This is a genomic window from Pseudodesulfovibrio aespoeensis Aspo-2, assembly GCF_000176915.2.
GTDB lineage: Bacteria > Desulfobacterota > Desulfovibrionia > Desulfovibrionales > Desulfovibrionaceae > Pseudodesulfovibrio > Pseudodesulfovibrio aespoeensis.
In genome coordinates this window covers 3,590,818-3,606,876 of record NC_014844.1, presented here as the reverse complement: position 1 = coordinate 3,606,876, position 16,059 = coordinate 3,590,818, and the positions used below count along the sequence as shown (strand labels likewise).

Below are 16,059 nucleotides of genomic sequence, written 5' to 3'. Positions count from 1 at the left end.
AAATCTCAATCAAGGAGATATTATTTATGTTTCTGAAAGTGAACAGGGATGAGATCATCGAAGGCCTCCAGAAATCGGCCAACATCATTCCGGCCAAAACAGGCGCCGCCTTTTTGCGGACCATCTGGCTGCAGTGCGAGAACGGCAACCTGAACATCATGAGCACGGACTCGAACCTGGAATTCATGGGCTCGTATCCCGCCTCCATCGAGGAGGACGGGCTGGCCGGCGTGCAGGGCCGCGCCTTTTACGATCTGGTCAAGCAGCTGCGCAATGACCAGGGCGAGCTGACCCTGCGCACCGACGAGGCCAAGCAGAACGTGCTGGTGGAGCAAAAGGCCAAGAAATACAAATTCCCGGTCAATGATCCGGAATGGTTCCAGAAATTTTCCAGCTTCCCGGAAAACGGCACGGTTTTCTGGTCCGGCGATTTCCTCCACGAGATCATCGACAAGATCGCCTTTTGCATCTCCGACGAGGATTCCATGGAGGCCATTGCCTGCATCTACTTCGTGCCGCGCGAGAGCATGGGCGTGAAGCGGGTCGAGGTCTGCGGTCTCAACGGCCATCAGTTCGCCATGTTCAACTTTGTCAACGATGACATTTATGCCATGCTCCCGGAAGAGGGCGTGCTCATCCAGAAGAAGTACATCGGCGAGCTCAAGAAATGGCTCACCTCCGACGAGATCGAGCTGGCCATCAGCCACAAGCGGCTCTTCTTCCGCACCGGCGACCAGCGGGAGACCTTCACCCTGCCGCTGTCCTACTACCAGTATCCCAACTATAACAATTTCCTGGCAAAGCTCGGCGATGACAATGTCTCGACCCTGGAGGTCAAGCGGTTGGAGCTGGTGGATGCCCTGTCGCGCGTGGCCCTGTTCAACACCGATTCCAACCGCTGCGCCTACTTCACCTTTGGCGAGGGCGAGGTGACCATCTCGGCCCAGGGTCAGGAGACGGGCACGGCACGCGAATCCATCGACGCCACCTTTGCCGGAGACATGAAGCGCATCGCGTTTCCCACCAGGAATCTCATCGAGATCCTGAACCATTTCAATTCGCCTACCGTCAAGTTCACGCTGACCGGTACCGAGGCCCCCTGCGGCCTGACCGGTGTCGATGATCGCGATTACAACGTGATCGTCATGCCCATGATGATCCAGGAAGATACTTACTACACCGAGGAAAACGTCTAGATGAGCGATAATCAGTACACAGCCGAGTCCATCACGCATCTTGAGGGGCTTGCGGCGGTCCGCAAGCGCCCGGCCATGTATATCGGGTCCACCGACATCCGTGGCCTGCACCATCTCGTCTACGAGGTCATCGACAACTCCATTGACGAGGCCATGGCAGGATATTGCGACACCATCAAGGTCACCCTGCACATGGACAACTCCTGCACCGTGACCGACAATGGCCGCGGCATCCCGGTCGAGATCCACCCCAAGGAGGGCATCCCGGCTGTTCAGATGGCCATGACCATGCTCCACGCAGGCGGTAAGTTCGACAATGATTCCTACAAGGTTTCCGGCGGCCTGCACGGCGTGGGCGTCTCCTGCGTCAACGCCTTGTCCGAGTTCATGGAGACCACGGTCAGGCGCAATGGCAAGACCTACCGCATGAAGTTCGAACGCGGGGCCGTGGTCCATGAGCTGGAGGAACTCGGTCCGTCCGATGCCACCGGCACCACCCAGCGGTTTCGGCCTGATGAGGATATCTTCGAGGTCAACCAGTTTGATTACGACACCCTGCGCAAGCGGTTTCGCGAATTGGCCTACCTCAACTCCGGTCTTGAGATCGAGTTCAAGGACGAGCGCAGCGGAGACAACGAGAAGTTCAAGTTCGACGGTGGCATCCGCCAGTATGTCAAGGATCTCAACTCCGGCCAGAACGTCATCGGCGAGATCGTGTACGGCGAGGGCAAATCCGAGAACATGATCGTGGAATTCGCCCTGCAATACACTGCGGGCTACAAGGAAAACACCTACACCTTTGCCAACAACATCCGCACCATCGAGGGCGGCACGCACTTGGCCGGGTACAAGACCGCCCTGACCCGGGCCATCAACAACTACGTGCAAAACGGCGACCTGCCCAAGAAGCTCATCAAGAAGCTCACCGGCGACGACGTGCGCGAGGGGCTGACCTCGGTCATCTCGGTCAAGCTGCCCGATCCGCAGTTTGAAGGCCAGACCAAGACCAAGCTCGGCAACTCCGAGGCCAGCGGCCTGGTGGCGGGCGTCATCTACGAGAAGCTCAACGTCTTCTTCGAGGAGAACCCCAAGGAGGCCCGCTTCATCATCGAGAAGGTGGTCGATGCCTCCCGCGCCCGCGAGGCGGCCCGCAAGGCCCGCGACCTGGTGCGGCGCAAGGGCGCCCTGTCGGACAACTCCCTGCCCGGCAAGCTGGCCGACTGCCAGTCCAAGCGTCCCGAGGATTCGGAAATATTCATCGTCGAGGGCGACTCGGCAGGCGGCTCGGCCAAGCAGGGCCGCGACCCCAAGCATCAGGCCATCCTGCCCCTGCGCGGCAAGATCCTCAATGTCGAGAAGACCCGCATGGACAAGATGCTCGGCAACAAGGAAATCCGCGCCATGATCACGGCGCTGGGCATCGGCATCGGCCACGAGGAGGACGAGCAGGACTACGACAAGCTGCGCTACCACAAGGTCGTCATCATGACTGACGCCGACGTGGACGGCTCGCATATCCGCACCCTGCTCCTGACCTTCTTCTTCAGGCAGTACGAGGAGCTGATCACCCGGGGCAACCTGTACATCGCCCAGCCGCCGCTCTACCGCGCCCACAAGGGCAAGTTCGAGAAGTTCATCAAGGACGACATTGAGCTTGAGACCTTCCTCATGGAAAAGGTCGGCACCGATGTCATCATCAAGGCCCAGTCCGGCAAGCGGTTCATCGAAAAACAACTGATGGAGATGATGACCTCCATTCGCTTCGTGCGGCAGAAGTTCACCGAGGTCGAGACCGTGGGGGTCGAGCCGGGGCTGTTCCAGGCGCTCATGAACCATGATGAGCGCATCAGCTTCACGCACTTCGAATCCCACGATCACGAGGCCTTCAAGGCCCGCTTCGAGGCCCTGGGCTACAAGGCGTACATCGAGACCGAACATGACGCGGAGATGGACAAGGACCGGACCTACGTCACCTTTGAGAGCAGCAATGGCCACCGCATGCGTCTGGCCATGGAGTTCTTCCACTCCAAGCTCTACAAACAGGCCTACAAGACCTACACCGACCTCAAGCAGGCCTGCGGAGGGTTTGACTTCGCCCTGGTCCTCAAGGATGGCGAAAAGCCCGTGAGCGGCATCTTCGCGCTCTATGACTCGGTCATCGAGGAGGCCCAGCGCGGCTGGCAGATCCAACGCTACAAGGGTCTTGGCGAAATGAACCCCGAACAGCTCTGGGAAACCACCATGCATCCGGAGAAGCGGACCATGCTCCAGGTGACCATTGAGGACGCGGCCGGGGCCAACGACATCTTCATGGACCTCATGGGCGACAACGTGGAGCCGCGTCGCGCCTTCATCGAAAAGAACGCCCTGGCCGTGCAGGAGCTGGACATCTAGGTTTGCGCGGGAGTGCCGGGGGGGGGTTTAAAAGATCCCCCCGGCCTCTCTTTGTCCTGGGGCTGGCGCAGAGGCTTGAGCCCCGGAAGTTGAGAGTGGAAAATTTTCCGTGTCGCCATGGAATCCGGCCAAGGGGCCGGGCGAGCGACGACATGGGTTTGGAAGATTCCCGGCAGCCTGCTTCGGCGGGTGTGCCGGACAGCCGGAGGCCGTGAGGCCAGAGGCATAACCGGAGGCATAATGAACGACACTATTAGCATCGAAAGTGAACTTAAGAAAAGCTATCTTGAGTACAGCCTGAGTGTCATCATCGGGCGCGCCATCCCCGATGTCAGGGACGGGCTCAAGCCCGTGCACAGGCGCATTCTCTTTGCCATGCACGACCTGGGCAACTACCACAACAGGTCATACAAGAAGTCCGCGCGCGTGGTCGGTGACGTCATCGGCAAGTACCATCCGCACGGCGACTCGGCGGTCTACGACGCGCTGGTGCGCATGGCCCAGGAATTCTCCATGCGCGACACGCTGGTGGACGGCCAGGGCAACTTCGGCTCCATCGACGGCGACGCGGCGGCGGCCATGCGGTACACCGAGGTGCGCATGGCCCGGCTGTGCTCCGAATTCCTCGGCGACATCGAGAAGCAGACCGTTGATTTCCGCCCCAACTACGACAACACCATGCAGGAGCCGACCGTGCTCCCGACCAAGGTGCCCAACCTGCTTTTGAACGGCACCACGGGCATCGCGGTGGGCATGGCCACCAACATTCCGCCCCACAACCTGTCTGAGCTGATCGACGGCTGCGTCCACCTGCTGGACAATCCAGGCTGCACGGTGGAGGACATGATGGCCTTCGTCAAGGGGCCGGATTTTCCCACGGGCGGGCTGGTCTACGGCGGGCAGGGGCTCTATGACGCCTACACCACTGGCCGCGGCTCCATCAAGATCCGCGGCGTGGTCGAGATCGAGGAGACGGGCCGGGGCAAGAAGGAGGCCATCGTCATCAGGGAGATCCCCTACGCGCTCAACAAGTCCACCCTGGTGGAGAAGATCGCGGCCCTGGTGCATGAAAAGAAGATAGACGGCGTGGCCGACCTGCGCGACGAGTCGGACCGGCGCGGCATCCGCATCGTGCTTGATCTCAAGCGCGGAGCCATTGCCGACATCATCATCAACGCCCTCTACAAGTACACCCCGCTCGAAACGAGCTTTGGCATCAACATGATGGCCGTGGTGGGCAAGCGGCCCATGCTGCTCAACCTCAAGAGCGTGCTCGACTACTTCCTGGACCACCGGCGCGAGGTGGTCATCCGGCGCACCAAGTTCGACCTCGACAAGTGCGAAAAGCGCGTCCATATCCTCGAAGGCTTGCGCATCGCGCTCGACAACATCGACGAAGTGGTCAAGCTCATTCGCGCGTCCAAGTCGCCCGACGAGGCCAAGGAAGCACTCATGGCCCGCTTCTCCCTCTCGGAGATCCAGGCCAAGGCGATCCTGGACATGCGGTTGCAGAAGCTGACCGGTCTCGAGCACGACAAGCTGCTTGAGGAACTGGCCGAGCTGCTCAAGAAGATCGAGTACTTCACCTCCATCCTCAACAACGAGGATGTCCTCAAGTCCGTGATCCGCGACGAGCTGAAGGAAATCAAGGAGAACTACTCCACCCCGCGCCGCTCCGAACTGCTGACGGCCAACCCGGACGCCATCGACATCGAGGACCTGATCCCCGACGAGGAGACCGTGGTCACCCTGTCCCAGCGCGGTTACATCAAGCGCACCCCGCTCTCCAACTACACGGCCCAGCGCCGGGGCGGCAAGGGCATCTCGGGCGTGCAGACCGGCGACGGCGACTTCATCCACACCTTCATGCTGACCACCAACCACCAGCATCTGGTCCTCTTCACCAACCTGGGCAAGATGTTCAAGATCAAGGCGCATCAGGTGCCCGAGGGCAGTCGCTACGCCAAGGGCGGCCATGTGGCCAACCTGCTGCCGCTCGACAAGGACGAGTGCATCACCACGGCCCTGTCCCTGCGCGAGTTCGACGACGACCGCTTCTTCCTGTTCCTGACCAAGAAGGGCATGATCAAGCGTTCGAGCATCGGGCTGTACGGCAACTGCCGGTCCACCGGCATCCGGGCCGTGAACCTGCGCGACGGCGACGAGCTGATGATGGTCCGCGAGATCGAGCCGGACGTGGACTGCATCCTGGTGACGCGCGACGGCTCGGCCATCCGCTTTAACATCAACGACGCGCGGCCCCTTGGCCGGACCACGGCGGGCGTCAAGGGCGTGGCCCTGCGCGGCGATGACGAGGTCGTGGCCTGCGTGGTCACCGGCGATCCGGAGCGCGACCAGCTGCTCACGGTCTCGGCGGGCGGGTTTGGCAAGCGCACCGGCATCGACCAGTACCGGCAGCAGTCGCGCGGCGGCAAGGGCATCCTGAACATGCGCCTGACCAACAAGACCGGCAAGGTCGTGGGCGCGCGCATGGTCAACGAGAGCGACGACGTGATCCTGCTGACCTCGGCCAACAAGATCATCCGCATGTCCGTGTCCGAGGTGAGCCAGACACGAGGCCGCGCCACCCAGGGCGTCAGGCTGGTGCGCATGGACGCCAACAACTCCGTGATCGGCTTTGAGCTGGTCATGGAAGGCGAAGAAGAACTCAAGGATGTCGTTTCGTAGGAACCCAATGCAGCGCATACTCATGCTGACACTGCTGGCCACGGCGATGCTCCTCGCCGTGGCCTGCTCGCGCGAACGCTCGCCCGGCGACGAGGACATCCGGCGTGCCCGCGAGTCTTACTCCAAGGGGTTCTATCTTGAGGCGGAGAAGGATTACGAGCGCTATCTTCAGGTGGAGCCCCAGGGCGAGTTTCGCCGCGAGGCCTGGGACAGGCTCAGCGAGATCGCCGTGACCATCAAGGCCGATCTTGACCGGGCCGTGGTCCTGCTCGAAGCCATGTACCTTGAGCTGGGCATGGACGAGGACGCGGCCTGGCAGATCATGTTCCAGCTGGGCGATGTCTATGCCCAGCTCGGCAACCCGGTGAAGGCCATCGAGGCCTTTGAAAAATGCCTGAGCCACGCCGAGGACTCGCCCAGGCGGACCTACGCCACCCAGCTGCGCATGGCCAGGCTCCACCGCTCCATGGGCAACTACGACCTGGTGGCCATGACCCTGGAGAACTGCGCCGACTCTGCCGTGGACGGCTCGGGCAAGGCGCGATGTCTCTACGAGCTGGCCCAGAGCTACAGCTTTATCGGCAACTCCAATCAGGCCAAGAGCGCCATCGAGACCCTGCTGGCCACCCCGGACGTGGATGAGGAAACCAGGGTGCTGGCCGTGTTTCTGCTGGCCGACATCTACGAGAGCGAGCGGGACTACCCCGAGGCCCGCAAGCTGCTTGAGTCCATTCTGACCACCTATCCCAACCCCAAGGTGGTGGAGGCCCGGCTCGCCAGCATGCCCACCGGACCAAAACGGAACCAGCCCCCGCCCCCTGAAGAGCCCGAACCGGAATTCGACCCTGACGAGGCGTCTTCGGAAGAGGGGATGATCCTCCCCCCCGACGAGCAGTGACACGGGAACCCGGTCCTGGCCCGATTCTTTATAGCGTGGGATGATTGACTGTTTTCCGGTAGCCGGAGGGTGCTCCGGTGTGCTATGGTTCATGCCAAAACCGGCCTCTTGACGGCCCAGGGCATGTGACCATGATGCACTCTTGGCGAATAGCTCCTTTCCCGGCCACCTGCCGCAGAAGCTTCTGCGCGGTTGCTCTGCTGTGGTGCCTTGCCCTGCTTGCGCCCGCTCTCGGACCCGGCCCGGCCCAGGCCCACCACGAGTACCGGATACTGCTGCTCAATTCCTACAGCCAAACCCTGTCCTGGACAGCGGACATCACCCGCGGGGTGGAGCAGACCCTGGCCGGGCAGCAATACCCGGTGAGCCTCCATGTGGAATTCATGGACACCAAGAATATTCACACCCCCGAATACCTCGACCTGCTGGTGCGCCAGTACCGGCTCAAGTATGCCAACACCCATTTCGACGTGATCATCACCTCGGACGACAACGCCGCCGTGTTCGCCCTGGCGCACCGCAGGGAGCTGTTCGGCGACGCGCCCATGGTCTTTTGCGGGGTCAATGACGAGGCGCTGCTCGCCAACGGGCGATACTCCAATGTAACCGGGGTGTTCGAGGCCGTGGACATCGCCGGAACCATCGGGGCCATCTTCGCCCTCCAGCCCGGCGTGAAGACGATCCATCTGGTCAGCGACGAGACCACCACCGGCAGGATCAACCGGGCGGCCACCGAAAGGGTGCTGCCGCGCTTCGCGGGCCGGGCAGAGTTTTCCTGGGTGGGGGAGACCTCCATGGCGGAGCTTGAAACCTTGCTGGCGAGCCTGCCACAGGACCACGCCTGCCTGCTTGTCAGCTACAACCTGGACAGGCTTGGCCGCTGGTACACCTATGGCGAGGCCATGGAGCACCTCAGCATGGCGTTCGCCGTGCCTATGTACGGATTCTGGGATTTCTTTCTCGGCAACGGCCAGGTCACCGGAAAGCCCGGCGAGCCAGCCGGATTCGTGGGCGGTGTTCTCGCCTCGGGCCATCACCAGGGCGCGCTGGCCGCGACCATGGCCGCCCGGATCATGGCCGGGGAGCAGGCCGACGACATCCCGGTCATGGCCCAGAGCGCCAACCGGCCCATGTTCGACTACGCGGTCATGAAAAAATACGGCCTGGACCCGGACCTGGTTCCGTCGGGCAGCATCGTGGTCAACAAGCCACTGTCCATGATCGACCGCTACAGGTTCGAGATTGCGGCCATCTGTCTGGTCATGGTCGTGATGCTGGCGGCCATCCTGCTGCTGCTGGCCAACATCAGGGCCCGTCGGCTGGCCGAGGCCGAACTGGCCAGGTTCAACCGCTCCCTGGAGGAGATCATCGAGGAGCGCACTGCCGAGCTGGTGGAGCGCTCGCTCGACCTGGAACAGGCCAACGCCGCACTGACCAAGCTCGACGAACTCAAGACAGCGGTCCTGAACACCGTGTCCCACGACCTGCGCACGCCGCTGACCTCGGTGCTTGGTTTCAGCAAGCTCATTGACCGCGATTTCAACCGGCATTTCCTCCCCCTGGCCATGGAGGGCGGCTCCGAGTGCTCGGCACCGGACGATCTGCGCGCCAAGGGGGAGCGCATCAGGGCCAATCTCGCCATCATTGAGCAGGAGGGGGGGCGGCTGACCCGGCTGGTCAACGATTTTCTCGATTTGTCCAAGCTCGAATCGGGCGGGGCCATCTGGAACGACGCCCCCCTTGATCCGGCCCCGCTCATCGAGCGGGCCGTCCCGGTCCTGCGCGGCTATTTCACCGATCCTGCCGTGACCTTCGAGATCGATGTGGCCGGGCCGCTGCCCAGGATCACGGCAGACCCGGACCGGCTGCTCCAGGTGCTCGGCAATCTGGTGGGCAACGGGGCCAAGTTCACCAGCCGGGGCACGGTCCGTCTCTCGGCCTCGGCCACGGACCAGGGCTGGCTCAGGGTCGCGGTGTCCGATACCGGGGTGGGCATTCCGCCGGAGCATCTGGCCCGCGTCTTCGAGACCTTCTATCAGGTCAGGGGCGACACCACCAACGGCCACGACATGCGCGGCAGCGGCATGGGTCTTGCCATCTGCCGCCGCATTGTCGGACGATACGGCGGCACCCTCACGGCACAGAGCACGCCCGGTCAGGGGTCAGTCTTCATCTTCACCCTGCCCCCGTCGCCCTGATTCCGCTCCGAGCAGGCGAGAGCCGTACCCCTTGGACGCGCCCCTGCTTTGGTGTAAGGGTGTCCCAGCGACACATCGCAACCAGCGAGCACCTGTTGAAGATAGCCTATTGCACCCCGTTCAAGCCTGTCCATCATCCGAGCGTTTCGGGCGATGTGACCATTGCCCGCGACCTGCTCCAGACCCTGGCCGGGTATGGTCACGAGATCCTGCCCGTGCCGTTTTTTCCGGCCAAGGAAATCTACTGGAGGCCGGACCGCTGGCCCGGCGCGCTCGTGACCCTGGGCCACATGGTCGAGGCGGCGCGCGGCGCAGACTGCTGGCTCACCTGCGGAACCTACTACAAGGTGCCCGATGCCCTTGGCCCCCTGGCCGTGGCGCGGCTCTCCATTCCCTATTTTCTCTTTCAGGCCTCTCATGCCCACAACCGGGCCAGACGGGTCTCGTCCTGGCCGGGCTATGTGCTCAACAGGCGGGCCATGGAGCGGGCTGATCACGTCTTTTGCAATCGGGTCAACGATCTGGCAGGATGCGCCAATTTTCTGCCCGGCGACCGCTACTCCTATGTCCGGCCCGGCCTGCCCGACGGCCTCTTCGCCCGCGACGGGGCGGCCCGGCAGCGGCTGCGCGGCCAGTGGGGCGCGGGCGACTCGGTGGTGGTGGTCTCGGCGGCCATGATGCGGCCAGGGGTCAAGACCGTTGGGGTGGAGTGGACCATCCGCGCCTGCGCCGGTCTGGCGGCCAGGGGGTGCGACGTGCGCCTCGTGCTGGCGGGCGACGGCCCCATGCGCGCCGGGCTCGAAACCCAGGCCCGGGCCGCACTGGGCGAGCAGGTCCGTTTCCTCGGCATGGTGGACCGGAGCGATCTCTCCGGGGTGTTCAGCGCGGGCGACCTGTTCGCCTTCCCCGGCCTGAAGGAGAGCGTGGGCATGGTCTACCTGGAGGCCCAGCAGTGCGGCCTGCCCGTGGTGGCCACGGACGACGAGGGCGCGCCCCACGTGGTGGCCCACGAGGTGTCCGGCCTGATCACGCCTGCCGATGAAACCGCCTTTGCCCAGGCCGTGGAGCGGCTGGTCGTGGACCGCGAACTGCGCCTGCGGCTCGGCGTCCAGGCCGTGGACCACGTGGCCCGCAGCCACAGCGCGCCCATCAATTACCTCGACATGGCCCGGACCATGGAGCGCATCGTCACAACAAGGAGACAGGGCTGATGACCACTTTTTACTGCCTGCGCCACGCACGGACCGACTGGAACGTCCAGTCGCGCATCCAGGGGCAGACTGATACCGCCTTGTCCGAGGAGGGGTGCGGGATGGCCCGCAACTGGGCGCAATCGCTCCCTGAAGGCACGTTCGACATGATTCTGACCAGCCCCCTGGGCCGGGCCGTGGAAACCGCCCAAATCCTCAATGCGCACCTTGGCCTGCCCCTGCACACTGACCCTGGACTGGTCGAGCAGGACTGGGGCCAGTGGACCGGCCTGACCAAGGCCGAACTCAAGGAACTGCGCAGTGCAGTCAAGGCCCAGGAAAAACGGGGCTTCGCCTTTACTCCGCCCGGCGGCGAGAGCCGGGACAGCGTGCTCATGCGCGCCTGCGACGCCCTGATCGGGTTCGCCGCCGCCCATCCCCGCGCCTCGGTCCTGGTCGTCACCCACCACGGGGTGCTCAAGTGTCTGGCCTATGCCCTGTCCGGCCTGGACTACCTGCCCGGCGATCCCCGGCCCATCAAGCCATACCGGCTGCACCGCATCGAATGCCTGGACAACGAGCTGGCCCCGGCCCAGTTGAATCTGGAGTTCGACGCATTGGCCGCTGCGGTCCGGGATCTGGCCGCGCTGGACATCCCCGAGCCGGACCCGCTTAATCCGGACAAGGGAGAACTGGAACGTCAGGAGCGTTGATGCGCGTTCTTTTCTACTGCCAGCACGTGCTCGGCGTGGGCCACGTCTTCCGCTCCCTGGAGATCGTCCGCGCCCTGGCCAACCACGAGGTGGTCATGGTCACGGGCGGGGCTGAGATCGATTTCGAGCCCCTGGCCAACATGGTCCACGAGCGGTTGCCCGGCCTGATGATGTCCCCGGACTTCAAGACCTTCATTCCTATGGAACCCGGCCTTTCCCTCGACGAGGTGCGCGCCCGCCGACTCGACCGCTTTCGCGCCGTCATGGCCCAGTACCGGCCCGACATCCTGCTGGTCGAGCTTTTCCCCTTTGGCCGCCGCGCCTTCCGCTTCGAGCTGCTGCCCATCCTCAAAGGCGTCAGGGCAGGGGAGTGGGGACGCTGCAAGACCGCATGCAGCCTGCGCGACATCCTGGTGGAAAAGCCTGATCCCGCCAAATACGCCCGCCGCGTGCTCGACATGCTCAACCCCCACTTCGACCTCGTCCTGGTCCACGCCGACCCGACCCTTGTCACCCTGGACGAAACCTTTCCCGCTATGGCCGACATCGCCCCGCCCGTGCGCTACACCGGCTACGTGGCCGCCCGGTCCGCTCCCGGCGCAGGCACCGCCCTGCGCCACGAACTCGGCCTCGACACCCCGCTCATAGTCGCCAGCGCAGGCGGCGGCCAGGTGGGCAACGAACTCATCCGCGCTGCCATTCACTCCTCCATAATCCTGGCCGAAACGCACCCCCATGCCCTCATGGCCTTCACCGGCCCCTACGCCCCGGACGCCGACCATGCCCGCTGCCAGGCCCTGGCCGCCAACCATCCGCACATCACCGTCCGCCGCTTCACCAGCCGCTTCCCCGCCTACCTCGACGCGGCCAACCTCTCCCTGTCGCTCGGCGGCTACAACACCACCATGAACCTCCTGGCCGCCAACACCTACGGCCTCATCCTCCCCTTCACCCAAAACCGCGAACAAGCCATGCGCACCAGCCGCCTCGAACAACGCCACGCTGTCGGGCTGCTGGCCCCGGCCGACCTCGATCCCGCCCGACTCGCCACACGCATCACCCAAGCCCTGACACGCACCACCACAGCCACACCCCTCAACCTCGACGGCGCCGCTGCCACCGCCCGGAATTTGGAAGAGCTGGTTGGGTTGGGGTGAGAGATTCCGGGGGGGAAAACTTTTGGGAATAGCCGCCACCTTGTGTGGGACTATCGGCTCTTGCCTTCTGTTTTCAACGGGTTGCGACCGATTGGTCGCAGCCCGTTGATCTTTGTGTGTGACTACCGTGTGTGAATCCGTCAGGCAACCCGGCGGCTTTGCGCTTCATAGATTGCCATGGCGTCCCGTTCCACGTTCCGCAGCTTTTCCAGATAGATCTCGGTGCTCCGTCGGTCGGCATGCCCCAGCAGATGCTGAATGCCCGAGATGAGCGCGCCGTTGTTGTCCATCACCGAAGCACCCGATGCCCGGAAGCGATGGAACGAATAGTAGCCGACACCGGCCTTCCTGCACGCCGTCTTGAGCATGGTGTAGCGGCCCTTGGTGTAGGGCCCGTCCACCATCCGTTTCAGCTTGTGGCTGTAGCTGCGGCACCAGAACACCCATTCCTTTTCTGGGTCGCGCCTGGCATACAGTTCACTGAGCACCTCGTACAGCTTGTCGGTCATCGGCACCTGCCGGAGCACGGGCTTTCGGTCCTTGTTCTTGAAGGTCTTCAACTCCACGTACCGGTCCTCGAAGTTGACCCGCTTCCATTTCAACCGATGCACCTCGACGCTTCGGGCCAGGGTCTCGCGGATCACCCACAGGTATGGTTGGTCTTCAGGTTTGGCCGCCGCGATGATCCGGTCCAGAGTCTGGGAATCCGGTGTCCGCCTCTTCTTCTCGGCCAAATGGCTTGGAAACGATTCCAGCCCGGCAAAGGGGTTGTCGGCGATGAACCGCTGTCCCCTTTTCATGGCCCAGGCGAATGTCGCCCGCAGGAGCAGCAGGTCGGCATTGGCCGCCAGGGGCGTCGACGACCTGGACCGGGACAGCAAGTAATCGTCAGCCATTCTGCTGGTAATGGTGCTGCACGGCACATCGCCGAAGTGCTTGAGCAACCGCTGGGCGGCGTAGCGGGTGTTCTTGTAATACTGGGTCGAAAACGAGCGCTCCTGCAATGTGTCAAGTCGCCTGTTGAGCATGTCAAGCAAGCCCATGTCGTTCCTTTCGGCCATCTTGTCTGCCTTCGCCACCTCCTTTTTTCTTTGCGCCTGCGCCGCCTGCGCTTCGCGTTTTGTCCGAAACCACGCCTTGGTGTAGCGCTTGCCCTTCACCATGAAGTCGTACCGGAACCCTTTTCCGGCTTTGGAATAGATGGTCATAAATGTCCCTCCGGGAAGGGAAGAACCATGACCCACCGCGTTTGACGCCGCCGATGTCTTCGGCATGGTCGTAGACCCAGTCCACGCTTTTGCCCAGATAGTCTGCGACATCCTTTACGGTGAGTATGCTCGGTTTCGCTTCGTTGTCAAAGCCCACGATTCTTCCCCGGTCTTGTCCTTAAATCTCCCGCCCTGTCCGCCGTGAGCCGACATGGATTGTCGCCCCACAGGTCAGTTTGACACTCCCGGAATATGAAAACGCAAGCTCGGCAAGGGGGAAAATTTCAGAAAGTGACATTTTCCGGATGGCCCTCGGACCTCCACGTTCTCGAGCACCATTTTTGGTGCAGGCAACGAGACCATCGGCCAGATGCCAGAGCGCTGCCTGATTGAATGAACGAGTCAATTCAAACCGCTGCGTTTCACGACCCCATCTGGAAAAATCGAAATTCGTTCCCAGGTAACGGGCCTCATTTGGCGATAGTCCTTCCCTCCTGTCGGCCCCAAGCCGACTGGAGGGAAGGACGGTTCCATGGAGGAGACACATCGCCCAGGCGACGTGTCTCCTCCATGGAACCTCACGCATAAGAGGAAACCCCGCCGAAGCGGGGTCCTGTCACTGACTGCTGCCAAGATAGGCATCGGACACATCCCGCCTTCCTGCGGAATGTCCTGCGGTCACTTCGATGTCGTCACGGGCTTCGGCGTCGAGCCTGGGCCATTCGTCCCCAGCCATGTCATGTGCGGCCTTCTGGAAGGCTTCCACGGATTCGTGCTGGTTGGGCGGCTGATAGCCCGTGTGCTCGACGTACATGTGGTGGAACCGTTCATGGCGGTTGCTGTGCAGGGTCCACCCGCTATCCTTCTTGGTGAAACCGCACAGTCTGGCCGCATAGGACAACTTTTCCTGCCACTTGTCGCCCATCCCTTCAGGCATGAGATTATGAATCCCCGCCCTGTCGGATTGGCTGACCCAAGGCAGCGCCCTTTCCAAGGCCTCCTGCTGCTTGTCAGACAGATTGGTCAGCGTCCTCGGCCGTCCCCCTTTCGTCCCATACTGGATGAGCAGGCTGCGGCCTTCCCTGTCCCAGTCCGCGACCAGATCGACTTTCGCCGATTCTTCGCGGCGGAGCCCCAGTTCCCATTGCAGGCGGATTTGGGCGGCACACCGAGGACCAGATTCATAGCCAAGCTCGTTTTCCAGCTTGTCGATTGCCCCCTGCACGAAGGCGGGGGCAACCGCTTTGCTATTGGCGTTGGCAATGCTGCCCCGCCGGACGTCAAACACATCATTGGTCGGGCTAATGCTGATATTCCCGTAGGCCTTGCAAAGGTCACGGGCCGCCGAAAACACTTCGGCGATTCGCCCGTCACCCCTGCCTTCGTCTTTCATTTGCCTGGCAACCGCAGCAAAATGCTTGTTCGTGATGTTGGTCCATTTGCGAACCCCGAACCCCGCACGGCGAAGCCGATTGGCAAAGGCTCGGGCATTCTGACGGACCCTGTGTTGCTTCGAGCGCGGACCGGACAGGGTTGCCCTGTTCGCGCCCAGTACCAGACTGATGGATTTCATATGGATCTCCTTCCTGAAGTTCGGGGCAACGTCCCGGGACAAAGCAGGTCGGACCTTCCCCGTTTGCCGGGAAATGACCTGCCTATGGCGCAAGTGCGCCACACAACAACCGACACGGGACAAATCAATGTCCGTTTCCCACAGAAGGAAAAATCCTGAGAATCCATTCAATAAGGGTTGCCACCACGCAGGCTCGTTCGTCCTGCGCATAAAGCGGTGGCCGTGGGGGAATTTCGACAACGGCAGATTTATAGACATCTACCGTTTGTCCGGCGGGGGTGCTGTGCTTCAGCCTGGCGTTTGGATGTGAAACTGTGCCGTTTGGAAATGAACGGCAGCGAAGTGCTTGGTGTTACGGCATGTTAGTGCCACTATAAGCGTTCATCAGTTTAGACTTCGTCAAAACTTATGAACGCGCCTTGGTTGCGTCATACCTCCTTTTGGTGACCGACTTATCCAACGGATATACCCCACCATATGACGCCCCCAGACCAACGCGCAAGCTCCGGCAAAAGGATATTTGCCCCTCCCGCCGATTTATCCGCGAGCGTGACGCAAGCAGCCGAGACAGCAAGGCCAGGCCATTCGGGCGACCGGCTCTGGCCGGTCGGCCTTGCCATCTCGGCTTTGCTTACGTCGTCATCCACGCAGGCGACGGCGAGAGGGATGGCGGAGGCGGTTCCAGCTCAAGGGATTGATGCCATGCTCGATCGTAATCGGCTGCACATAAATCAACTAGTTGGTTTATAAAAATTGATTGTAGTTTGCGATTTCGCCTAGCTAACCAAGTTTGAGGTAATGGGATGAGCGAGCTCTAGGCCCGGGATTATCCCCCCCGCGTACA

Annotated in this window: 10 protein-coding genes; 8 read left to right on the top strand and 2 right to left on the bottom strand. The window is 62.2% G+C overall.

The window, feature by feature from the left end:
• Positions 1-26 precede the first annotated feature (26 nt).
• The 8 genes from dnaN (at position 27) to DAES_RS16585 (ending at position 12,434) form a co-directional block, all read left to right on the top strand.
• Positions 27-1,196 (top strand): DNA polymerase III subunit beta, encoded by a 1,170-nt coding sequence (dnaN, locus tag DAES_RS16620; protein WP_013516202.1) that lies wholly within the window; start codon positions 27-29, stop codon positions 1,194-1,196.
• On the top strand, positions 1,197-3,590 hold the full coding sequence (gene gyrB / locus DAES_RS16615) for a DNA topoisomerase (ATP-hydrolyzing) subunit B (RefSeq protein ID WP_013516201.1): 2,394 nt from the start codon (positions 1,197-1,199) through the stop codon (positions 3,588-3,590). It abuts the gene before it with no gap.
• A 240-nt stretch (positions 3,591-3,830) separates the two neighbouring features.
• Positions 3,831-6,278, top strand: coding sequence for a DNA gyrase subunit A (gyrA, locus tag DAES_RS16610; protein WP_013516200.1), 2,448 nt, complete (start codon positions 3,831-3,833; stop codon positions 6,276-6,278).
• A gap of 7 nt (positions 6,279-6,285) precedes the next feature.
• Positions 6,286-7,176, top strand: coding sequence for a tetratricopeptide repeat protein (locus DAES_RS16605; protein WP_013516199.1), 891 nt, complete (start codon positions 6,286-6,288; stop codon positions 7,174-7,176).
• A 131-nt stretch (positions 7,177-7,307) separates the two neighbouring features.
• Entirely contained in the window at positions 7,308-9,374 is a 2,067-nt protein-coding gene (locus DAES_RS17115; protein ID WP_013516198.1) for a sensor histidine kinase, read from the top strand.
• Between the two features lie 59 nt (positions 9,375-9,433).
• Positions 9,434-10,585 (top strand): glycosyltransferase family 4 protein, encoded by a 1,152-nt coding sequence (locus DAES_RS16595; protein WP_236608430.1) that lies wholly within the window; start codon positions 9,434-9,436, stop codon positions 10,583-10,585.
• Entirely contained in the window at positions 10,585-11,277 is a 693-nt protein-coding gene (locus DAES_RS16590; protein ID WP_013516196.1) for a histidine phosphatase family protein, read from the top strand. The genes DAES_RS16595 and DAES_RS16590 overlap by 1 nt, the downstream gene beginning before the upstream one ends.
• The gene (locus DAES_RS16585; RefSeq protein ID WP_013516195.1) at positions 11,277-12,434 is read left to right on the top strand and encodes a glycosyltransferase family protein; all 1,158 of its coding nucleotides are present in this window, start codon (positions 11,277-11,279) and stop codon (positions 12,432-12,434) included. Before DAES_RS16590 ends, DAES_RS16585 begins: the two co-directional genes overlap by 1 nt.
• Before the next feature lie 140 nt (positions 12,435-12,574).
• On the opposite strand, the gene DAES_RS16580 is transcribed toward DAES_RS16585, so the two are convergent.
• Entirely contained in the window at positions 12,575-13,642 is a 1,068-nt protein-coding gene (locus DAES_RS16580) for a tyrosine-type recombinase/integrase (protein WP_013516099.1), read from the bottom strand.
• Positions 13,643-14,258: 616 nt separating this feature from the next.
• Complete coding sequence (locus tag DAES_RS16575; RefSeq protein ID WP_013516194.1) at positions 14,259-15,215, bottom strand: integrase domain-containing protein; 957 nt, start codon at positions 15,213-15,215, stop codon at positions 14,259-14,261.
• Positions 15,216-16,059 lie beyond the last annotated feature (844 nt).